Raw genomic sequence first — 22,945 nt, 5'->3', positions numbered from 1 at the left:
GATGGAAAAGGAAAAAATGCTTGAATCTTTTATGACGTATATTCAACTGGAGAAAAACTATTCCGAACACACCGTCCACCATTATGCACATGATCTGACGGATTTTTTTCTGTTTCTGAATGCAGAAGGCGTACCCGATATCAGAGAAGTTGAATATATACATGCTCGAAACTATATGACGAAACTATACGATGCTAAGTTATCCCGAACCACGGTTTCCAGAAAAATTTCTGCCATCCGTTCTTTTTTCCGTTACGGCAATCGTGAGTTTGGGCTTGATGAGGCGGCTTTCCGGTCGTTGTACCATCCGAAAAAAGAAGAAAGACTGCCGCAATTTTTCTATGAAGAAGAATTGGCGCAGCTTTTCAAGTCGGTACTGGGGGATGACAAGCTGTCTATTCGCAACACAGCACTTTTGGAACTGCTGTATGCGACGGGGATGCGAGTCAGCGAATGCGTTTCTATTCGCTTAAGCGATTTGGACCAGACGATGCAGATTGTGAAAGTGATGGGGAAAGGCAGAAAAGAGCGTTACATTCCTTATGGCCAGTTTGCACAGGACGCACTGGAACATTACATAGAGAATGCGCGTCCTAAACTGATGAAGAACCAAAAGCATGATTATTTGTTTGTAAATAGCCGTGGAGAGACGGTAACGGACCGAGGCGTTCGCCACATTTTAAGCGAATGCATGAAAAAAGCTTCTGTCAACTCTTCTATTTACCCGCATATGATTCGCCATACGTTCGCAACTCATTTGATAAACAACGGAGCCGATATTCGGACAGTCCAGGAATTGCTGGGCCATTCCCATTTGAGTTCTACGCAAGTATATACGCATGTTACCAAAGAGCATTTACGAAATACGTATTTAAATTCGCACCCGAGAGCTTAGAAAGGGGAATTTTACGATGCAGCAATTTCACGCTACTACGATATTCGCAGTTCAACACAATGGCGAATGTGCCATGTCAGGCGATGGCCAAGTAACATTCGGCAACGCCGTAGTCATGAAACATACAGCAAAAAAAGTACGCAAATTATACAATGGCCAGGTTCTCACTGGATTTGCTGGATCTGTTGCAGATGCTTTTACATTGTTTGAAATGTTTGAAGGCAAACTGACAGAGTATAACGGCAATCTTCAACGGGCAGCGGTCGAACTCGCCAAGCAATGGCGGGGCGACAAAATGCTTCGCCAACTAGAAGCCATGCTCATTATCATGAACAAAGATGAGTTGCTTTTAGTGTCAGGCACTGGAGAGGTGATTGAGCCGGATGACGGAATTTTAGCGATCGGTTCAGGTGGGAACTATGCACTGGCTGCAGGTCGCGCATTGAAAAAATACGCCGGCGACAACATGACTGCCGCACAAATCGCACAATCTGCGTTGGAGACAGCTGCAGATATCTGTGTCTACACCAATCATCAAATCATAGTGGAGGAATTGTCCAAATGAAAAATCAATCTGATTTAACGCCAAGACAAATTACTGACCACCTGGATCGCTATATCGTCGGCCAAAAAGATGCCAAACGGTCGATTGCCACAGCATTGCGCAACCGCTACCGAAGAAGCCGATTGGATGAAGAAATGCGCGGTGAAGTAATTCCGAAAAACATTCTGATGATCGGACCGACCGGTGTCGGAAAAACTGAAATTGCCCGCCGCATTGCTAAACTGACCGGAGCACCTTTTATCAAAGTAGAAGCCACAAAGTTTACAGAAGTCGGCTATGTCGGCCGCGACGTGGAATCCATGGTGCGCGACTTGGTTGAAGCAGCTGTAAGAATCGTCAAGGAAGAAAAGTTTGAAGCAGTTCAATTCCAGGCTGAATCAGCAGCCAACGAACGAATCGTCAAATTGTTGGCGCCATCAATGCGGAAGAAACAAACCAATCAAAACCCATTGGAGATGCTTTTTGGCCAGAAGCTTGAGCAGGAAGAGGAAGAGCCAACTGCCGAAGTGGAAGTGCGCGTCAAAAGAAGAGAGATTGCGGCAGATTTGAAAGCAGGCAAGCTGGAAGACGAATGGGTCACCGTGGAAGTGGTTGAAAGTTCGCATTCCATGTTTGATGCGCTTCAGGGGTCGGGTATGGAGCAGATGGGCGCGAACATGCAGGACGCCTTTTCGTCGCTGATGCCAAAGAAAAAGAAAAAACGGCGCTTGCAAGTAAAAGAAGCCCGCCGCATATTGACAACAGAAGAAGCAGCTAAACTCGTGGATGACGAAGAAGTAGCAATGGAAGCGATTGAACGTGCCGAACAACACGGCATTATCTTTATCGATGAAATGGATAAAATAGCAAGTAAGGGCAATTCTTCTTCTGCGGATGTTTCGCGGGAAGGTGTTCAGCGCGATATTTTGCCAATAGTCGAGGGGTCTACAGTTTCTACGAAATACGGTGCAGTCAAAACGGATTATGTACTGTTTGTTGCTGCAGGCGCATTTCATATGTCCAAGCCATCCGATTTAATTCCGGAACTGCAGGGGCGTTTCCCGATTCGGGTAGAGCTGCAGAAGCTGGAAGTAGAGGATTTTGTTAAAATTCTAACAGAACCTAAACATTCTTTAATAAATCAATATAAAGCTCTTCTCGAAACAGAGGGAGTTGTGGTACACTTCAATGATGCCTCAATAATCAGACTTGCAGAAATTGCATATGAAGTAAATCAGGACACAGATAACATCGGCGCGCGCAGGCTGCACACCATATTGGAGCGCTTGTTGGAAGATTTGTCTTTCGAAGCTTCTGAGATTTCACCGGCACAAATTGACATAACCCCTCAATATGTGAACGAAAAACTTGAGAATGTGGCGAAAAACAAAGACTTGTCACAATTTATTCTGTAAAACAAGGCGAATTAGTTTCAATAAAGAGTAAAAACCTTTAGAATATTGAATAAATACGGAACGAATTATGTAGGAGGTTCATTTAAATGAATTTATTAGGAAAAACGAGAAGAATTAACTCTATGCTGGAAGCAGCAGGCGGTAAAAAAGTAAACTTTAAAGATATGGCTGAAACCTTAAGCGAAGTGATTGAATGCAACGCATTCGTCGTTAGCCGTAAAGGTAAAGTATTGGGTTACGCTATTAATCAGCAAATCGAGAACGAACGTATGAAAGGGATGCTGGAAGATCGCCAGTTCCCGATTGAATACACACAAAAACTTTCAAACATCACTGAAACCACTGAAAACTTGGATGTTAACAGTGAACACACGATCTTTCCTGTGGAAGAACGCGAATTGTTTAAAAACGGCTTAACAACGATTGTCCCAATTAACGGGGGCGGCGAACGTCTAGGAACATTGCTTCTTGGGCGCGTGGATGCAGAATTCCATGACGATGATTTAATTCTTGGCGAATACGGCGCAACTGTTGTAGGGATGGAAATCCTTCGCGAAAAAGGCGACCGCATCGAAGAAGAAGCACGCAGCAAAGCTGTTGTGCAAATGGCAATTTCTTCACTTTCGTACAGTGAACTTGAAGCAATCGAGCACATTTTTGAAGAGCTTGACGGCAACGAAGGTTTGCTAGTCGCTTCGAAAATCGCTGACCGTGTAGGAATTACGCGTTCAGTTATCGTAAACGCACTTCGCAAGCTTGAAAGTGCTGGCGTTATCGAATCTCGCTCTCTAGGAATGAAAGGGACATACATTAAAGTATTGAACACAAAATTCCTTGCAGAACTAGAACAATTGAAAATGAACTAATGAACTCTTAAAAGGGGCCGGAAATTTTTCCGGCTCCTTTTTAATTTGTTGAAAAACTCATAAAAATTCATTTCGCTTCAGGCAGACGCGTTCCACGGGCACGGCTTCTGTCGCTTCCTTCGCTGCGCTCAGCCCAGTGGCTCCTGCTCGCGTCGCTCTGTCGCTTTGCTTTGTCACTGCTCCCGTTAGAATCCCCACCTTCCGCTTCATGCAAGAAAGAAAGCAGTTATAAAGTGTTTTGGAGAAGCGTCCGCTCGACTCCTGCGGGAAAGCGAGCGGTAAGATTCGGAAAACCACAACTTGTTAGAAATTTCTCGAAAAACTGAAAAGTCTAAAGTTTTTCCAGCTCTTTTTTATTGCCTTTTCCGTTTTATGAGAGAAACCTATTGCGGTTTGAAGGGGAAGCGTGGTATAATTTCAAATGGTGTTAAATACACACGCATTTCGATTTGAGTCGCAGGTGCCCAACAGGGTAACGGTTCAGAGAAGAAAAATGCGGAGGGAAAAAATAACCTATCAGGAGGAAACATATCATGGCAGTAATCTCAATGAAACAATTGTTAGAAGCTGGTGTTCACTTTGGCCACCAAACTCGCCGCTGGAACCCGAAAATGAAAAAATATATCTTCGTGGAACGTAACGGCATCTACATTATCGATCTTCAAAAAACAGTCCGCAAACTGGAGGAAGCTTATAGCTTCATGAAACAAGTGGGCGAAGAAGGCGGTAAAGTACTTTTCGTTGGTACGAAGAAACAAGCTCAGGACGCGATCAAAGAAGAAGCAGAACGTTCTGGCAACTACTACATCAACCAACGTTGGTTGGGTGGAACACTTACAAACTTCGGTACAATCCAAAAACGTGTGAACCGTTTGAAACAAATCGAGCGCATGGAAGAAGATGGAACTTTTGAAGTTCTACCGAAAAAAGAAGTTGTTCAGTTGAAGAAACAACACGAACGCCTTGTTAAATTCCTTGGCGGTATCCGTGACATGAGTTCACTACCGGACGTAATGTTCGTAGTTGATCCACGTAAAGAACGCATTGCAGTTGCAGAAGCAATGAAATTGAACATCCCGATTGTTGGTATTGTTGATACGAACTGTGATCCAGATGAAATCGATTATGTTATTCCTGCAAACGACGATGCAATCCGTGCAGTTAAATTGTTAACTGGTAAAATGGCGGATGCTTTGCTTGAGTCAAAACCGGAAGAAGAAGAAGAAACTCAAGCTGAATCTGCTGAGTAATTCGCAATTTACACAGGTGATAAGCGGCCAACCCCACTTATCACCTTTTTTTGAGAAATTAGCACCAAATTACAGAGGAGGAATTTAATCATGGCAGTTACAGCACAAATGGTAAAAGAATTGCGTGCAAAAACAGGCGCAGGTATGATGGATTGCAAAAAAGCTTTAGTGGAAACAGACGGAGATATGGAAGCGGCTCTAGACTTCTTGCGTGAAAAAGGTCTTTCAAGCGCTTCTAAAAAAGCAGACCGCATCGCAGCTGAAGGAACAACTTCAATTCTTGTAAAAGAAAACGAAGCAATCATCTTCGAAGTAAACGCAGAAACTGATTTTGTTGCGAAAAACGAAGGCTTCCAAACTTTGGTAAAAGAGTTGGGCGAGCACTTGATCACAACAAAACCGGCTACAGTTGAAGAAGCTAACGCTTCGACTATGTCTAACGGTTTGGCAGTTGCAGACCACATTTCAAATGCAATCGCTAAAATTGGTGAAAAAATCACATTGCGCCGCTTTGAAATCCGCACAAAAACAGACGCTGATGCTTTTGGCCCTTACCTTCACATGGGTGGACGCATCTCAGTTTTAGTGGTTCTTGAAAACTCTACAGATTCTGATGCTGCTCGCGATATCGCGATGCACATCGCTGCATTAAACCCTAAATACGTATCACGCGACGAAGTTTCTGCTGACGAAGTAGAGCACGAGCGCAAAATTTTGACTGAGCAAGCATTAAATGAAGGCAAGCCAGAAAAAATTGTTGCTAAAATGGTTGAAGGCCGCCTTGGCAAATATTTCGAAGACATTTGCTTGCTTGACCAAGCGTTTGTTAAAAATTCAGACCAAAAAGTTCGTGATTTTGCAGCTTCTACTGGTGGATCTGTTAAAGAATTCATCCGTTACGAAGTTGGAGAAGGCATCGAGAAACGTGAAGACAACTTTGCTGATGAAGTTATGAGCCAAGTGAACAAAAAATAAGTTCGTTTATCATATGTTTTATCTTGGGGAACACAAGAATGTGTTCCCTATTTTTCAATAAATATGGAATGGAGGGTACCGATGAGTGTTCAGCAATATAAACGCATTGTATTAAAACTAAGTGGTGAAGCAATGGCAGGAGGACAAGGTTTCGGTCTATCCCCTGAAATTATCAAATCAGTAGCAAGCCAGGTAAAAGAAGTGGTTGAACTTGGAGTAGAAGTTGCAGTCGTTGTAGGCGGCGGCAATATCTGGAGAGGCAAAGTCGGTTCTGAAATGGGAATGGACCGCGCGACTGCTGATTATATGGGCATGTTGGCAACTGTCATGAACTCATTGGCTTTACAAGACTCATTGGAAAAACAGGACGTTGAAACACGTGTGCTGTCATCCATTGAAATGCGTCAAGTCGCTGAGCCTTATATCCGCAGAAGAGCTATCCGCCACCTTGAGAAAAAGCGGGTTGTTATTTTTGCAGCCGGTACTGGAAATCCTTACTTCTCAACTGATACAACTGCAGCATTGCGTGCAGCTGAAATCGAAGCCGATGTTATCTTAATGGCGAAAAACAATGTGGATGGTGTTTATTCAGCTGATCCGAAAACGGACCCAACTGCTGTGAAGTACGAGGAGCTTTCATATTTTGATGTAATTCAACAAGGCTTGCAAGTGATGGATTCTACAGCTTCGACGCTATGTATGGACAATGATATTCCACTCGTAGTATTCTCAATTATGGAAAATGGAAATATAAAACGAGCTGTACTCGGAGAAAAAATCGGGACAGTAGTGAGGAGAACTCTATAATGCCGAAATCAGTGATGAACGACACTAAATCTAAAATGACCAATGCAATCCAGGCCTTTTCTCGTGACCTGGCTTCTGTCCGTGCTGGACGTGCAACTCCATCTATTTTGGACAAGTTAACAATTGATTATTACGGTTCTCCAACACCGGTCAACCAAGTTGCAGGAATTTCGATTCCTGAAGCTCGTTTGATTATGATTCAGCCGTACGACAAATCGGTTCTGGGCGATATCGAAAAAGCGATCCTGAAATCTGACTTGGGCTTGAGCCCATCAAACGATGGATCGGTCATTCGATTGGCAGTTCCTGCATTGACGGAAGAGCGCCGCAAAGATCTTGTCAAACAAGTGAAAAAAGAAGCGGAAGAAGCAAAAGTAGGAATTCGCAATATCCGTCGTGATGCGAATGACGAGTTCAAAAAACTGGAAAAGAAAAGCGAAATCACAGTTGATGACTTGCGCGGCTATTCAGATGATGTTCAGAAATTGACAGATGATAACATCTCGAAAATCGATGAAATGGCTAAAGATAAAGAAAAAGAGATTATGGAAGTTTAAATCGAACTTCACAACATGTCTGGCGTCCTGTTAAGCAGGACGCTTTTTCATGCCAAAAAATGATGCTGTCTTTTGAAAGAAGCGCACAATGTCATTTTTTTTGATATGATAAGCATTAGACATGCCGATTTGTAATAGGTGGAGGATTAACTATGTTCAATAAACTACTAAAACGAAATACTGACTTGGTCCTGGAAACCGGAGATCGTTCAGTTTTGATTTCGAAAGAAGCCGTACCGGCTCATATAGCAATAATTATGGATGGCAATGGACGCTGGGCAAAAAAACGTTCACTTCCAAGAGTTGCAGGACACCATGAAGGAATGAAGACTGTCCGCAAAGTGACCAAGCTTGCCAATGAGCTCGGTGTCAGTGTATTGACCTTGTATGCCTTTTCCACTGAAAATTGGAAACGCCCAAAAATTGAAGTGGATTTTTTAATGCGCTTGCCTGAAGAATTTCTGACAACTTTTCTGCCGGAATTGATTGAGGAAAACGTTCGAGTCGAAATGATGGGGTATCATCATAATTTGCCTTTGCATACACTTCGAGCGATTAAAAAAGCAAAAGAGGCTACGAAAAACAACACGGGACTTGTGCTAAATTTTGCGTTGAATTATGGCAGCCGTGCAGAAATTGTGGATGCTGTAAAAGACATAGCAGCGCAAGTAGCAGCAGGAACGCTGGACGTCTGCGATATTAACGAAGACCTTATTTCCGGAGGGTTAATGACAAAAGATTTGCCAGAACCTGATTTGCTGATCCGGACAAGCGGAGAAGTCCGTTTAAGCAATTTCATGCTTTGGCAGTTAGCTTATACCGAGTTTTGGTTCACGGAAACCTTGTGGCCCGATTTTAATGAAGAATCCTTACTGGAAGCGATTGAAATATATCAAAAGCGCAATCGCCGGTACGGAGGGTTGAAGGGGGACGAAGTGAAATGAAACAACGGATTATAACAGGTGTCATTGCGGCAGCTCTTTTCATCCCTTTTGTTATTTATGGCGGCATACCGTTTATTCTGCTGGTTTATTTATTGGGTACGGTTGCTTTACAGGAACTTTTGAAAATGAAGGGCCGGAGTTTGTTGAGTATTCCCGGCCTTATTTCACTGTTGGCATTGTATGCGTTTATGCTGCCGGATCAGTGGGCGATGCAGGTTTATGAATGGACCGGCTATGAAAAAGTTGAATTTGCATTTTTGGCTGTTATCCTTCTTTTAATACATACCGTAATTGTGAAAAACAGCTTCACTTTTGATGACGCTGCTTTTGCTATTTTAGGAACTTTATATGTTGGCATCGGTTTCTTTTATTTTATCGAAACGCGCGAAGCCAGTCTCAGTGTGTTGATTTTTGCGTTGCTGATTGTTTGGTTTACAGATTCGGGTGCTTATTTCACCGGGCGCAAAATTGGCAAACGAAAACTATGGCCGGAGATTTCTCCAAACAAAACGATTGAAGGATTTGTAGGCGGCATCATTTATGCAATTGGATTTGCACTTGTATTCAATTATTTTATTCCTTTAAATCACTCGATTTTGTTGATCATCGTTGTAACCATCATCGCCTCAGTCTTTGGGCAAATGGGCGACCTGGTAGAATCTGCGCTAAAGCGCCACTTCAATGTAAAAGACTCAGGCTCCATTCTGCCTGGACACGGCGGCATTCTCGATCGCTTTGACAGCATCTTGTTCGTTATGCCATTGCTTCATTTTTTACATTTCATCTAAGAGAGGAAATTGCTAAATGGTAAAAAAAATCATCCTGCTTGGTGCGACCGGTTCGATCGGTGTGCAGACAGCTGATATTATTCGTGAACACCCGACTGAGTTTTCATTAATCGGCTTTTCTGCCGGAAAAAATATGGACATTACCCGGAAACTGATTGCCGAATTTGCTCCAGAAATCGTCTGCGTGCAGCAATTGCAAGACGCTAAAGACTTGGCTGCAGAATTTCCAGCAGTGTCATTTGTAGCTGGCGCTGAAGGGCTGACAGAAGTCGCTGTATACGATGCAGATATTCTGGTGAATGCTGTACTTGGCAGTGTAGGTCTTGAACCCACACTGGAAGCCATAAAACTTGGCCGCACCATTGCAATTGCCAACAAAGAAACATTGGTGACAGCAGGCCATTTGGTCATGGACAGCGCAAAACATTACGGAGCGGTCATTTTGCCAGTTGACAGCGAGCACTCAGCGCTTTTTCAGGCGCTGAACGGCGAAAAGAAAGATCAGGCCAGCCGATTAATCTTAACTGCTTCCGGAGGCAGCTTCCGGGATTTAACGCGAGAGCAGCTTCAAAATGTTACGGTTCAGGATGCATTAAACCATCCGAATTGGTCAATGGGATCAAAAATCACCATTGATTCCGCTACCATGGTCAATAAGGGGCTTGAAGTGATCGAAGCGCATATTCTGTTCGACTTTGCTTATGCCGATATTGATGTGGTTCTTCACCGCGAGAGCATCATCCATTCCATGGTTGAATTTCATGACACGAGTGTGATGGCACAGCTTGGAACACCGGACATGCGTGTACCGATTCAATACGCTTTGTCTTATCCGGACCGATTGCCGCGCCCTCAGGCAAAACGCCTAAATTTAGCTGAAATTGGAAAGTTGAATTTCCAGGAAATGGACTACAAACGTTTCCGTGCATTGCAATTGGCATTTGATGCCGGCATTGCAGGAGGTACGATGACGACTGTGCTCAACGCAGCAAACGAGCAGGCTGTTGCTTTATTTCTTAACGAAGAAATCAAGTTCCTGCAGATCGAAGAAATGATCGAGCGTGCTATGGATCAGCACGAAGTATTGGCAAATCCGGATTTGGAAACGATTTTGCATGTCGATGCTGAAACGAGAAAATCTGTAAAAAACATGATAAAATAGCTAAAGATCAAAACCGAATAAGTTTATCCTGCTTTGCCGGTCATTGAATCAACTAACACTTGATGGATGAAAAAAAGTCCATCAAGCGAGTTTCTCTTTAAAAGGGTGGGTTCATAATGGAAACAGTTCTATCGTTTATAATAATTTTCGGTGCCTTAGTATTTTTTCATGAACTTGGCCATTTCCTTCTTGCAAAGCGCGCGGGCATTTTAGTACGCGAATTTGCGATAGGAATGGGTCCAAAGGTTTTGGGCATTACCAAAGGAGAAACACTTTACACCTTGCGCTTACTGCCAATCGGCGGCTATGTGCGCATGGCAGGCGAAGATATGGATACCATCCACCTTCAAGCAGGCCATCGCATCGGCGTTCTGTTAAACAAAGAAGGCCAGGCCAAGAAAATCATCATGAACCAAAAGCATGTATATCCAGAAATTTTGTTTCTTGAAGTAGAGGAAGCGGATCTGGAAAAAGGGCTATGGATTAAAGGGTACGACGAAGATGAAAAATTGGTGCACATTGAAGTAGCGCGCGATGCCGTCGTAGAGGAAAATGGCAGAGAAACCATTTTGGCTCCTTACGATCGCCAATTTGATTCGAAATCGGTTGGAAAGCGTTTTATGACCATTTTTGCAGGACCGCTTTTCAACTTCATTCTCGCATTTTTTATTTTCACTGCGCTTGGCATGATGCAGGGAGTGCCAACGTTTGAACCCATTATTACCGAAGTGACGGAAGAAAGTCCGGCAGCAGAAGCTGGCATGCAGGACGGGGATTTGGTCACTGAGATTGAAGGCGATCCGATTTCTACTTGGGATGAACTGGTTGAATCGGTTCAGAACAATGCTGGCAATGCGCTTGATTTTAATGTTGAACGGGACGGCGAGTCGTTAAACTTTACCATTACACCCGAAATTTCAGAGCAGTCCCCTGAAGAAATCGGTGTAATCGGCGTACTTTACCAAAGCCCAGTAGAAAAAGATTTTCTCGGATCTTTTGTCTACGGTGCTGAGCAAACCATCTTTTGGTTCCAAGAAATTTTCCGATTGTTGGGAATGCTCGTAACGGGCCAATTTACGATTGATGCTTTGTCAGGTCCGGTCGGAATTTACAAAACGACTGAAGAAGTGGCGCAATACGGCATCTTTACCTTGATGAGCTGGGCAGGTATGCTAAGCATCAACTTGGGAATCATGAACCTTTTGCCACTTCCAGCACTGGATGGGGGACGTCTTATGTTCTTCATTCTTGAAGCGGTACGCGGCAAACCGGTTGATCGGCAAAAAGAAGGAATGGTTCACTTTGTTGGGATCATGCTTCTGATGCTGCTAATGATTGTGGTGACTTGGAACGATATCCAAAGATATTTCTTTTAATATAAGCAAGCGGGAATTACCGGACAGGCAGTCAATTTTGCCTGTCCTGAACTTTTAAATTGTCAATAAAATTCTATAGTCAGTTGAGGTGTATTTTGGAATGAAACAAACAGCAACTTTTATCCCAACCTTGCGTGAAACGCCTGCCGATGCAGAAGTAAAATCGCATCAGCTCTTATTGCGTGCAGGCTTTATTCGCCAAAACACGAGCGGCATTTATTCGTTTCTTCCGCTCGGCAAACGCGTGCTGCAAAAAGTCGAAACGATTATCCGTGAAGAAATGGAAGCCGCTAACAGTGTAGAAATCTTTATGCCAGCGCTTCAGCAAGCCGAATTATGGCAGGAATCTGGCCGCTGGTATTCATACGGCGACGAATTGATGCGTTTGAAAGACCGCAATGACCGTGAGTTTGCACTCGGTGCGACACACGAAGAAGTTATTACCAGTCTCTTGCGCGACGAAATTAAATCCTACAAGAAGCTTCCGTTAAACTTGTTCCAAATACAATCGAAATTTAGAGATGAAAAACGTCCACGTTTCGGTTTGTTGCGCGGCCGTGAGTTTCTGATGAAAGATGCCTATTCGTTCCATGCCACTCCTGAGAGCTTGGATGAAACGTATGATGTCATGATGCGGGCATATACCAATATCTTTACACGCCTTGGTTTGAATTTCCGGGCAGTTATAGCCGATTCGGGCGCCATTGGCGGAAAAGACAATCATGAATTCATGGTGCTGTCGGAAATTGGCGAAGACACGATCGCTTATTCAGATACTTCTTCATATGCAGCCAATATCGAAATGGCCGCTGTCGACGTTTCCTACCCAGCTTCAACTGAAACACCTGGAGCAATGGAGAAAGTGGCGACACCAGGTAAAAACACCATTTCTGATGTAGCAGATTTCTTTGAGGTCTCTGCTGAAAAATGCATTAAAACACTTGTGTTTAAAGCGGATGAGGAATTGGTCATTGTTTTGGCAAGAGGCGACCATGAAATCAACGACGTTAAAGTCAAACATGCAACAGGTGCAAAAGTGATTGAAATGGCAACGCCAGAAGAAGTTCAGCAATTACTGTCTTGCGACATCGGCTCGCTTGGCCCAATCAACTTGCCGGAAGATGTTCGTCTGTTTGCAGATCACGCAGTAGAAAACATCGTCAATGGAGTAACAGGCGCCAATGAAAACGGCCAACACTATAAAAACGTCACTTCTGGGAAAGACTTTACGGTTGCCGCTTATCATGACTTGCGCTTTATTCAAGAAGGAGATGCTTCTCCAGACGGCCAGGGAACTATTCAATTTGCCAAAGGCATTGAAGTTGGCCATATCTTTAAACTAGGTACAACTTACAGCATTCCGCTAAAAGGCACATTCCTGAATGATCAAGGCAAAGCGATGCCTTATATTATGGGATGCTACGGAATTGGTGTGTCACGTGTTATGGCAGCAGTGGCTGAGCAGTTCCAGGACGATAATGGCTTTACATGGCCAGATGTTGTGGCACCTTACGAGGTCCACTTGGTGCCGGTAAACGTCAAAGACGATGCGCAGCGCGAGCTGGGTGAAGAACTGTATACCTTATTGAAATCCAACCGTTACGAAGTGTTGCTCGATGACCGGAAAGAACGGGCGGGCGTGAAATTCACAGATGCAGATTTGATCGGTTTGCCGATTCGCATCACCATCGGCAAAAAAGCGGCTGAAGGAATACTGGAAGTTAAAATACGGCGGACCGGTGAAACTTTCGAATGGACGCGTGAAGAATTGCTTGATCAATTGCAGCAGTTCTTTAAAAAATAACAGCAAAATCTGATATGATGAAAGGAAAGTACATACTGTACTTTCCTTTCTTTTTCTGCTCGCTTTTGCGAAAAAATGCCTTATATAGTTTTCAAGAAGTTGCAGTCTTACATTCATTAGTTCAACATATAAATTGCTCAGGCTCTAATGCAATATGGCAACAGGAATTTATGTTTTCTTAAATCACTACCACGAAGGGGATAGTTATGACAAACCAGCAAGATCCTAAGATGCGCTTTAAATTACTGCTTCAGCATCTCGACTTAACGGACGATGTCCATATGCCCTTTTTCGAAGAGGCTGAACTGACACGGATGACCGTCCATAAAAAAGAGCGGTCCTGGAAATTTCTTGTGAAAGTGAAAGGCATCCTGCCAATCGAATTGTATTTATTATTAAAAGAACGTTTGTATAGCACGTTTTCTCCAATCGCATCCATTCAATTGAATATCGAGTCCGCTCAGGATAGCGCTCAAGAAGAGCTGGTCATGGCTTATTGGAAATACGCTGTGGAAGAACTGGCAGACATGGCGCCGCCACTGCGTGACCGGCTGTTGTCGCAGGCACCTGTATGGAATGGCAACAAGCTGATGCTGCAATGCAACCACCAGCACGAAATGATGGCATTAAAATCAAAGTACAGCGACAAACTGGCAGGAGTGTACCAGCAATTCGGGTTTCCTCACGTAGCGATCGATTTCCAACTGTCTGACGACAACCAAGAAGCGGCCCATGAAGCGTTTATGGCTGAACGGCTGAGAGAAGAAGAAGAGATGGCAAAAAAAGCGCTGTCGGATATGAAAAAGCGGGAAACGGATCGTAAAGAAAACGGCACACCATCAGGACCGTTCCAAATGGGGACTGCGATTAAACCGGATGAAACCATTTCTGAGATTAAATCCATTGTCGATGAAGAGCGCCGCGTCACAATTGAAGGCTATGTCTTTGATGCGGAAGTGAGAGAACTTCGAAGCGGACGTTCCTTGCTGACAGTGAAAATCACGGATTACACAGATTCGATTCTTGTCAAAATGTTCTCGCGTGACAAAGAAGATGCTGAGTTGATGGCCAATGCCAAAAAAGGCATGTGGCTGAAAGCGCGCGGATCGATCCAAACCGATACATTTGTACGTGATTTGGTGATGATGGCGCAGGATATGGTTGAAATCAAACCTGAACTTCGCCGCGATACAGCGGAAGAAAAACGAGTAGAACTGCATCTGCATACGCCGATGAGCCAAATGGACGCAGTTTCGTCTGTTGAATCTCTTGTGAGCCAAGCGGCTAAATGGGGACATCCAGCCATCGCCATTACCGATCACGCCGGTGTCCAGTCATTTCCGGATGCTTATGCTGCCAGCAAAAAACATGGCATTAAAGCGATTTTTGGCCTGGAAGCAAACTTAGTGGATGACGGCGTGCCGATTGCCTACGAAGAGCGCCACGCGTTACTCGAAGAAGAAACATTTGTGGTGTTTGACTTGGAGACGACAGGCTTGTCTGCTGTTTACGATACCATTATTGAACTTGCCGCGGTGAAAATTAAAGGCGGACAGATTATCGACAAGTTCGAGAGTTTTGCCAACCCGCATCATGAATTGTCGTCCACGACGATTGACTTGACCGGAATCACCGATGATATGGTGAAAGATGCGCCAGAAGTGGAAGAAGTGATCCGCAAATACCATGAATGGGCAGGCGACCACATTATGGTCGCGCACAACGCATCATTCGACATGGGCTTCCTGTATGTATGCTATAAGAAATTTGGCATTGATACAAAGCACGCAACCATTGACACGTTGGAATTGGCGCGTATGCTTCACCCGGAGCTGAAAAATCACCGGTTGAACACATTGGCCAAAAAATTCGGCATCGAATTGACCCAGCATCACCGGGCCATCTACGATACCGAGGCGACCTCGTATTTATTAACGTATCTCTTAAAAGAAGCCGACCAAAAAGGCATTTTGTACCACGACCAGCTCAATGATTATGTTGGCAGCGGCGATGCTTATAAACGTTCGCGCCCGACCCATTGCACGCTGTTGGCGCAAAATGATGAAGGGTTGAAAAACCTGTTCAAATTGGTTTCCGCGTCGCATATCGATTATTTCTACCGCGTTCCGCGCATACCACGGTCGCTTTTGCAAAGGCACCGAAAAGGCTTGCTTGTTGGATCCGGCTGTGACAAAGGCGAAGTTTTTGAGGCTGTCATGCAAAAATCGATGGAAGAAGTCGAGAGGACTGCACAGTTCTATGATTATTTGGAAGTTCATCCAAAAGAAGTGTATTCCCATTTGATTGAACGGGAAATGATTCGCGATGAATGGAATTTGGAAGACATTATCCGCAAACTCGTGAAAATCAGCCGCAAGTTGGAAATCCCACTCGTTGCGACAGGCAACGTTCATTACCTGGACGAAACCGATGCGATTTTCCGGCAAGTGCTGATTGGATCTCAAGGCGGAGCCAATCCGTTGAACCGCCATAAATTGCCGAAAGTGCATTTCCGTACGACCAGTGAAATGCTGGATGCTTTTGATTTTCTGGGAAGTGAAACGGCACATGAACTTGTAGTTGCAAACTCCGTGAAAATTTCTGAGATGATTGATGTTGTAAAACCGATCAAAGACGAACTCTACACGCCTAAAATTGAAGGTGCTGACGAAGAAGTCCGCGAGTTAAGCTACGGAATGGCCCATCAAATTTATGGACCGACCTTGCCAGAAATCGTGGAAGCCCGCATTGAAAAAGAGTTGAAATCCATTATTGGGCACGGATTTGCGGTTATCTACTTGATTTCACACAAACTTGTTAAAAAATCTTTGGATGACGGCTATCTGGTTGGTTCCCGTGGTTCAGTCGGCTCTTCGCTGGTTGCGACACTGACAGAAATCACAGAAGTAAACCCGCTGCCGCCGCATTATATTTGCAGAAAATGCAAAAAATCGGAGTTTTTCGATGACGGGTCTGTCAGCTCTGGATTTGATTTAAAAGACAAAAACTGTCCGGATTGCGACGTTCCTTACCAAAAAGAAGGGCAGGATATTCCGTTTGAAACCTTCCTTGGATTTAAAGGGGATAAAGTTCCCGATATCGATTTGAACTTCAGTGGGGAATACCAATCAAAAGCCCATAATTATACAAAAGAATTATTTGGAGAAGACAATGTATTCCGTGCTGGGACCATCGGAACGGTTGCAGAAAAAACCGCTTATGGATATGTTCGCGGCTATGCGAATGACCGGGAGATGACGCTGAGAGGCGCAGAAATCGATCGCCTTGTACAAGGTTGCTCGGGCGTCAAGCGGAGCACGGGGCAGCATCCAGGGGGAATCATCGTTGTTCCAGACTATATGGACATCTACGACTTTTCGCCGATTCAGTTTCCGGCAGACGCCCAGGATTCTGAATGGAAAACAACGCATTTTGATTTCCACTCGATCCACGATAATTTACTGAAGCTGGATATACTCGGACACGATGATCCAACCGTTATCCGCATGCTTCAAGATTTATCCGGCATCGATCCGAAGACCATTCCAACAGATGATCCGGAAGTGATGAAAATATTTGCCGGGCCTGAATCGCTCGGAGTTACCAAAGAGCAGATCGGCTGTAAGACCGGTACACTTGGCATACCGGAATTTGGAACACGTTTTGTGCGCCAGATGCTTGAAGAAACAAAGCCGAACACGTTCTCGGAACTGGTTCAAATATCTGGACTGTCCCACGGGACGGACGTTTGGCTGAGCAATGCACAGGAACTGATCCAAAATGGCACTTGCCAGCTGTCCGATGTTATTGGCTGCCGAGATGACATTATGGTTTACTTGATTTATCAGGGGCTTGAATCTTCATTGGCATTCAAAATTATGGAGTCTGTCCGTAAAGGGAAGGGCTTGACGCCAGAATTTGAAGAAGCCATGAAAAAAGAAGGAGTGCCGAACTGGTACATCGAATCTTGCAAAAAAATCAAGTACATGTTCCCGAAAGCCCACGCAGCTGCCTATGTGTTGATGGCAGTGCGGATTGCCTACTTCAAAGTGCATTTCCCAGTTCTGTATTACGCAGCTTACTTTACAGTTCGGGCAGAAGATTTTGATGTGCAGGCGATGGCAAAAGGATCACATGCAATCCGAGCTAAAATCGATGAAATCAATGCCAAAGGATTGGAAGCATCGACAAAAGAGAAAAACTTATTAACAGTTATGGAACTGACACTGGAAATGGTCGAACGCGGATTCACGTTCCAGAAAGTGGATCTGTACAAATCTTCAGCTGATCAATTTATCATTGAAGGCAACAGCTTGATTCCGCCGTTCAATGCTATTCCAGGACTGGGAACCAATGCAGCGAAATCAATCGTTGCTGCAAGAGAGCACGGAGAATTCTTGTCGAAGGAAGACCTTCAGCAACGCGGCCGTGTTTCCAAAACCATTATCGAATACATGGATGATCTTGGCTGTCTGGAAGGAATGCCTGAGGCAAACCAGTTGTCCTTGTTCTAGCCGGTTGCACCACGGCGCGGTTTGTGGTATTATTGAAGTAACATTTACTGATAGCTCTGTCGCAGAAGAGTGGGTTCTCCCGCTCTTTTCTGTTTGTTATGGCATAAAATTGGCGGGAGGCATGTATGAGCAAAATTACAGAACAAATCGAGCAGATAGTACAGCCCATCACCAGTGAATTGGCACTGGAACTTGTAGATGTGGAATTCTTAAAAGAAGGCCGCGACTGGTTTTTACGAGTGTATGTGGACAATCCGGAAGCACCCATTGACATTGATCAATGTGCGCTGGTAAGTGAGAAACTAAGTGAGATTCTGGATCAACTAGATCCAATCGAACAAAACTATTTCCTGGAAGTTTCATCACCGGGTGCAGAACGTCCTTTAAAGAAAGAAAAGGATTTTGAAAAAGCGATCGGCAAATTTATTTACATCAAAACGTATGAACCGGTTGAAGATGCAAAAGAATTTGAAGGTTACTTAAAATCTTATGACGATGATCAAGTGGAAATTGAAATTAAAATCAAAACACGCAGAAAAATACTTAACATTCCAAAAGAGAAGATTGCAGTTATTCGTTTGGCCATTGATTTTTCTGTAAAACCTGATTGAAGAACCTGGGAGTGAATATAAATGAGCAGTGAGTTATTAGATGCTTTTGAAGTATTAGAAAAACAAAAAGGGATTTCACGCGAAGTCCTGATTGAAGCGATTGAAGCGGCATTGGTAACGGCGTACAAACGGAATTTCAACCAAGCACAAAATGTTCGTGTTGATTTAAACTTGAACACTGGCACCATGCTGGTATATTCCCGCAAAGATGTAGTGGAGGAAGTCGAAGACGAACGCCTTCACATTGCGTTGGAAGACGCGAAAGTGATCAACCCGGCATATGAACTCGGTGATGTTGTGGAAGAAGAAGTAACGCCGCGAAACTTCGGACGCATTGCTGCGCAAACAGCGAAACAAGTAGTTACTCAGCGTGTCCGTGAAGCGGAACGCGGTTTGATCTTTGAAGAGTTTGTTGATCGTGCAGATGATATCGTTAACGGCATCGTTGAACGCATGGACGCACGCAACTTGTATGTTGGCCTTGGCAAAGTGGAAGCTGTGCTTCCGCAGACAGAGCAAATGCCGAATGAGCATTACAAGCCGCATGACCGCATCAAGGTGTACATCACAAAAGTGGAACGCACAACACGCGGACCGCAAGTTTTTGTTTCACGCACTCATCCAGGTTTGCTTCGCCGTCTCTTTGAAAACGAAGTCCCTGAAATTTATGATGGCATTGTTGAAATCAAATCGATTGCACGGGAAGCGGGAGATCGTTCAAAAATCTCTGTTTTTGCTCATCGTGACGACATCGATCCAGTTGGTTCGTGTGTTGGATCTAAAGGTGGACGTGTTCAGACGATCGTCAATGAATTGAGTGGGGAAAAAATTGATATTGTGGAATGGTCTGAAGAGCCGGTTGTCTTTGTTGCAAACGCGCTTAGCCCATCCAAAGTATTGGATGTTCAAGTAAATGAAGATGCGAAGTCAACTACGGTTGTCGTTCCAGATTATCAATTATCTCTTGCAATCGGCAAGCGCGGTCAAAATGCGCGCTTGGCAGCAAAATTAACCGGTTGGAAGATTGACATTAAGAGCGAAACAGACGCGCGGGAACTTGGAATTTACCCAAACCCCGACGCTGACATCGAACTAGTGGAATCCGGTGAAGAACTGGACGACTTTGATTTTTACGAAGAAAAAGAATAATGTAGAAAAGGTGATGTCCGTTGGCTCTGCAAAAGAAAATTCCATTACGGAAATGTGTGGCTACAGGCGAGATGTATCCTAAAAAAGAAATGATCCGTGTTGTCCGCTCGAAAGAAGGCGAAGTGTCCGTTGATTTGACGGGCAAGAAGTCAGGGCGCGGCGCATACGTTTCGAAAACGGAAGATGCCATCGCGGCTGCCCGTAAAAAGAAAGTGCTGGACAAGCAATTAGAAGTCAAAGTTCCAGACGAAATTTATGATGAGTTAATTCGCGTCGTTCTTAGAGAGCAGTTGAAATAATGACCAAACAAAAAATTCTTCAATTGCTGGGGTTGGCGACACGTGCAAGAATGACCATTTCCGGCGAAGAAATGACCGTGAACGAAGTCCGAAAAGGCAAAGCGAAATTAGTTATTGTCTCAGAAGATGCTTCAGACAACACCAGTAAAAAATTGCACGACAAATGCAAATCGTATGGAGTGGATGTTCATGTTTTTGCATCCCGTTTCGAGTTGGGACATGCGATAGGCAAAGAAGAGCGGGTAGTAATTGCAATTACCGATAAAGGTTTTGCGAAAAAAATAACCAGCTTATTCGAAGAAATTAATCGGGGGCGAGCAGATGACCAAAATTCGAGTACATGAATACGCTAAGAAGGTAGACAAGCCAAGCAAAGAGATTATTAATGAGTTGTCTAAACATAACATTACCGTACAAAACCATATGGCGACATTGGAAGACAATGCTGTATCGAAATTAGACAGCATTTACAAAAATGCGTCAGCAGGACAGCGCCCACCAGCGCAATCACGTCCAGCGAGCCAGGGCCAATCGCGTCCAACACAAGGTGGGCAATCGCGTCCATCAAGTCAAGGGCAATCCCGTCCGTCTCAAGGTGGGCAGTCACGTCCTTCTGGCCAAGGGCAACGTCCATCAAACCAAGGGCAATCCCGTCCATCTCAGGGCGGCCAGTCGCGTCCATCCGGACAAAGCCAATCCCGTCCAGCAGCAGCACCGAGTCAAGGGCAATCCCGTTCACAAGGAAATGGCCAACGACCAACTGCACCTGCAAAAACAGGATCAAATTTTACACCTAAAGCGGCTAAACCTACGGCAGGTCCAGGCCAACGTTCTTCAGGACGTCCAGGTGGCGGAAACCGCAACGGCTTCCAAAACCGCAACCGCAAAGGAAAGCAGCAACAACCGGTAAATCCGTTGCCGCCAATGCCTAAAAAAGAAAAAGAATTACCAGCTAAAATTACATTCAGTGAATCATTAACGGTTGCTGAGCTGGCGAAAAAATTAGGGCGCGAGCCGTCTGAAATCATTAAAAAATTATTCATGCTTGGTGTAATGGCGACCATTAACCAAGAGTTGGATAAAGATGCAATCGAATTGATCTGTGCTGAGTATGAGGTTGAAGTAGAAGAAGAGATCCTGGTGGATAAAACCGATCTTGAAGTTTACTTTGAACCAGAAGACGAAAGCCTTAACCAAGAACGTCCGCCAGTTGTTACCATCATGGGCCACGTTGACCACGGTAAAACGACTTTGCTTGATTCGATCCGCAACACGAAAGTGACAGCGGGAGAAGCAGGCGGCATCACACAGCATATCGGTGCTTATCAAGTGGTCGACAATGGCAAAAAAATTACGTTCCTTGATACACCAGGCCACGCAGCGTTTACAACGATGCGTGCTCGTGGCGCAAAAGTAACGGATCTTGCCATTATTGTTGTTGCAGCTGATGACGGCGTTATGCCACAAACAGTGGAAGCAATCAACCATGCCAAAGCAGCAGAAGTTCCAATTATCATTGCGGTCAACAAAATGGATAAGCCTAGTGCAAACCCTGACCGTGTAATGCAAGAATTGACGGATCATGGATTGGTTCCTGAAGCTTGGGGCGGCGATACGATTTTCGTACCGATTTCTGCTTTAAAAGGTGACGGCATTGATTCGTTGCTTGAAATGATCTTGTTGGTATCAGAGGTCGGCGAATTAAAAGCCAACCCTGCACGCCGTGCGATTGGTACTGTTATTGAAGCTGAGCTGGATAAAGGCCGCGGTTCTGTAGCAACACTTCTTGTGCAAGATGGAACATTAAAAGTTGGAGATCCAATCGTTGTCGGCAATACTTTTGGCCGCGTTCGTGCGATGGTATCTGACCTTGGCCGCCGCGTAAAAGAGGCTGGCCCGTCAACACCGGTTGAAATCACTGGTTTGAATGATGTACCTCAAGCAGGAGACCGCTTTGTTGTCTTTGAAGATGAAAAAACAGCTCGTCAAGTGGGAGAAACGCGTGCGACTTCAGCGCTTCAAGTTCAGCGTTCTGAAAAAACACGGGTAACACTTGATAACTTGTTTGATCAGTTGAAGCAAGGCGAAATGAAAGAATTGAACTTGATCGTCAAAGCTGACGTACAAGGAGCAGTTGAAGCAATGGCTGCATCTCTTCTGAAAATCGATGTTGAAGGCGTTAATGTGAAGATTATCCACACAGGCGCTGGTGCCATTACAGAATCTGATATTTCATTGGCTGCAGCTTCAAATGCCATCGTTATCGGTTTCAACGTTCGTCCTGATGCGAACGCGAAGCGCGCTGCGGATGCAGAAGGCGTAGACATTCGTTTGCACCGCATCATCTACAAAGTGATTGAAGAAATTGAATTCGCGATGAAAGGGTTGCTTGATCCGGAATTTGAAGAAAAAATTATCGGCCAAGCAGAAATCCGCAGCACGTTTAAAGTTTCTAAAGTCGGAACAATTGCCGGAAGCTATGTAACAGAAGGCAAAATCACAAGAGACAGCGGCGTCCGTGTCATTCGTGAAGGCATTGTCGTATTCGAAGGTGAGATTGACACATTGAAACGCTTTAAAGACGATGCGAAAGAAGTGGCAAAAGGCTACGAATGCGGGATTACCATCAAAAACTTCAACGATGTGAAAGAATTAGACATCATCGAAGCGTACGTTATGGAAGAAATCGAACGCAAATGATCCTGTACATGGAATGCGAATTTTTCATTCCAACGGCCCATTCGTTAAAAGATAAGCGGGCAGTGGTGAAAAGCATGCTGACCCGCAGCAGACAGAAATTCAACGTTTCCGCAGCAGAGATTGACCACCAGAATGTCTGGCAGCGAACGCGTATTGCCTTTGTGATTGTGTCATCCTCAAAAGAGGTGGCAGATAAAGAAATGGCGCAGGTTCTCTACTATCTGGAAAGCAATCCTGCTTGGGAATGCTTGGAGATTGAAAAAGAATATTTGTAAGAACGAGGTGGATT

The 22,945-nt window shown here is 44.5% G+C and carries 21 protein-coding genes; 20 read left to right on the top strand and 1 reads right to left on the bottom strand.

Annotation, left to right across the window (positions count from 1 at the left end; all coding sequences use genetic code 11):
* The first annotated feature begins 1 nt into the window (after window position 1).
* The 4 genes from xerC (at window position 2) to codY (ending at window position 3,720) form a co-directional block, all read left to right on the top strand.
* Window positions 2-895: a tyrosine recombinase XerC gene (gene xerC / locus AC4EG4_RS02370; RefSeq protein ID WP_490986839.1), complete on the top strand. Its 894-nt coding sequence runs from the start codon at window positions 2-4 to the stop codon at window positions 893-895.
* 16 nt (window positions 896-911) lie between these two features.
* On the top strand, window positions 912-1,460 hold the full coding sequence (gene hslV, locus AC4EG4_RS02365; RefSeq protein ID WP_490977943.1) for an ATP-dependent protease subunit HslV: 549 nt from the start codon (window positions 912-914) through the stop codon (window positions 1,458-1,460).
* A complete protein-coding gene (gene hslU, locus AC4EG4_RS02360) occupies window positions 1,457-2,854 on the top strand; it encodes an ATP-dependent protease ATPase subunit HslU (protein ID WP_490977944.1) in 1,398 nt (465 codons plus the stop codon). Before hslV ends, hslU begins: the two co-directional genes overlap by 4 nt.
* Before the next feature lie 86 nt (window positions 2,855-2,940).
* Window positions 2,941-3,720 carry a GTP-sensing pleiotropic transcriptional regulator CodY gene (gene codY / locus AC4EG4_RS02355; protein ID WP_006828256.1) on the top strand — a complete coding sequence of 260 codons (780 nt, stop codon included), beginning with the start codon at window positions 2,941-2,943 and terminating at the stop codon, window positions 3,718-3,720.
* A 57-nt stretch (window positions 3,721-3,777) separates the two neighbouring features.
* Here codY and AC4EG4_RS02350 read toward each other — a convergent pair whose 3' ends face one another.
* Entirely contained in the window at window positions 3,778-3,918 is a 141-nt protein-coding gene (locus AC4EG4_RS02350; RefSeq protein WP_490977945.1) for a hypothetical protein, read from the bottom strand.
* Between the two features lie 335 nt (window positions 3,919-4,253).
* On the opposite strand from AC4EG4_RS02350, the gene rpsB reads away from it, so the two are divergent.
* From rpsB to AC4EG4_RS02270, 16 genes are all read left to right on the top strand, one after another.
* On the top strand, window positions 4,254-4,970 hold the full coding sequence (gene rpsB / locus AC4EG4_RS02345; RefSeq protein WP_142826560.1) for a 30S ribosomal protein S2: 717 nt from the start codon (window positions 4,254-4,256) through the stop codon (window positions 4,968-4,970).
* Between the two features lie 90 nt (window positions 4,971-5,060).
* The gene (gene tsf, locus AC4EG4_RS02340; protein WP_490977946.1) at window positions 5,061-5,945 is read left to right on the top strand and encodes a translation elongation factor Ts; all 885 of its coding nucleotides are present in this window, start codon (window positions 5,061-5,063) and stop codon (window positions 5,943-5,945) included.
* 81 nt (window positions 5,946-6,026) lie between these two features.
* Window positions 6,027-6,752, top strand: coding sequence for a UMP kinase (gene pyrH, locus AC4EG4_RS02335; protein WP_490977947.1), 726 nt, complete (start codon window positions 6,027-6,029; stop codon window positions 6,750-6,752).
* Window positions 6,752-7,309 carry a ribosome recycling factor gene (frr, locus tag AC4EG4_RS02330; protein ID WP_490977948.1) on the top strand — a complete coding sequence of 186 codons (558 nt, stop codon included), beginning with the start codon at window positions 6,752-6,754 and terminating at the stop codon, window positions 7,307-7,309. The genes pyrH and frr overlap by 1 nt, the downstream gene beginning before the upstream one ends.
* 152 nt (window positions 7,310-7,461) lie before the next feature.
* Complete coding sequence (gene uppS, locus AC4EG4_RS02325; RefSeq protein WP_490977949.1) at window positions 7,462-8,253, top strand: undecaprenyl pyrophosphate synthase; 792 nt, start codon at window positions 7,462-7,464, stop codon at window positions 8,251-8,253.
* Window positions 8,250-9,041 carry a phosphatidate cytidylyltransferase gene (locus tag AC4EG4_RS02320; RefSeq protein WP_490977950.1) on the top strand — a complete coding sequence of 264 codons (792 nt, stop codon included), beginning with the start codon at window positions 8,250-8,252 and terminating at the stop codon, window positions 9,039-9,041. Before uppS ends, AC4EG4_RS02320 begins: the two co-directional genes overlap by 4 nt.
* 16 nt (window positions 9,042-9,057) lie before the next feature.
* Window positions 9,058-10,203 (top strand): 1-deoxy-D-xylulose-5-phosphate reductoisomerase, encoded by a 1,146-nt coding sequence (dxr, locus tag AC4EG4_RS02315; RefSeq protein ID WP_490977951.1) that lies wholly within the window; start codon window positions 9,058-9,060, stop codon window positions 10,201-10,203.
* A gap of 116 nt (window positions 10,204-10,319) precedes the next feature.
* Window positions 10,320-11,579 (top strand): RIP metalloprotease RseP, encoded by a 1,260-nt coding sequence (gene rseP, locus AC4EG4_RS02310; protein ID WP_490986838.1) that lies wholly within the window; start codon window positions 10,320-10,322, stop codon window positions 11,577-11,579.
* Window positions 11,580-11,679: 100 nt separating this feature from the next.
* Window positions 11,680-13,383, top strand: coding sequence for a proline--tRNA ligase (locus tag AC4EG4_RS02305; protein WP_490977953.1), 1,704 nt, complete (start codon window positions 11,680-11,682; stop codon window positions 13,381-13,383).
* Window positions 13,384-13,589: 206 nt separating this feature from the next.
* Entirely contained in the window at window positions 13,590-17,897 is a 4,308-nt protein-coding gene (locus AC4EG4_RS02300; protein ID WP_490986837.1) for a PolC-type DNA polymerase III, read from the top strand.
* 125 nt (window positions 17,898-18,022) lie between these two features.
* Complete coding sequence (rimP, locus tag AC4EG4_RS02295; RefSeq protein ID WP_490986836.1) at window positions 18,023-18,508, top strand: ribosome maturation factor RimP; 486 nt, start codon at window positions 18,023-18,025, stop codon at window positions 18,506-18,508.
* A 21-nt stretch (window positions 18,509-18,529) separates the two neighbouring features.
* Entirely contained in the window at window positions 18,530-19,657 is a 1,128-nt protein-coding gene (gene nusA / locus AC4EG4_RS02290; protein WP_490977956.1) for a transcription termination factor NusA, read from the top strand.
* A 20-nt stretch (window positions 19,658-19,677) separates the two neighbouring features.
* Window positions 19,678-19,956 (top strand): RNase P modulator RnpM, encoded by a 279-nt coding sequence (gene rnpM, locus AC4EG4_RS02285; RefSeq protein WP_490977957.1) that lies wholly within the window; start codon window positions 19,678-19,680, stop codon window positions 19,954-19,956.
* On the top strand, window positions 19,956-20,300 hold the full coding sequence (locus AC4EG4_RS02280) for a YlxQ family RNA-binding protein (RefSeq protein ID WP_142826548.1): 345 nt from the start codon (window positions 19,956-19,958) through the stop codon (window positions 20,298-20,300). The genes rnpM and AC4EG4_RS02280 overlap by 1 nt, the downstream gene beginning before the upstream one ends.
* The gene (gene infB, locus AC4EG4_RS02275; protein WP_490986835.1) at window positions 20,278-22,656 is read left to right on the top strand and encodes a translation initiation factor IF-2; all 2,379 of its coding nucleotides are present in this window, start codon (window positions 20,278-20,280) and stop codon (window positions 22,654-22,656) included. Before AC4EG4_RS02280 ends, infB begins: the two co-directional genes overlap by 23 nt.
* Window positions 22,653-22,931, top strand: a complete 279-nt coding sequence (locus tag AC4EG4_RS02270; protein WP_142826546.1) for a DUF503 domain-containing protein — start codon at window positions 22,653-22,655, stop codon at window positions 22,929-22,931. Before infB ends, AC4EG4_RS02270 begins: the two co-directional genes overlap by 4 nt.
* Window positions 22,932-22,945 lie beyond the last annotated feature (14 nt).

The sequence above is a fragment of the Planococcus sp. TJ-201 genome (genome assembly GCF_058268495.1).
This window is presented reverse-complemented; position numbering and strand designations above follow the sequence as displayed.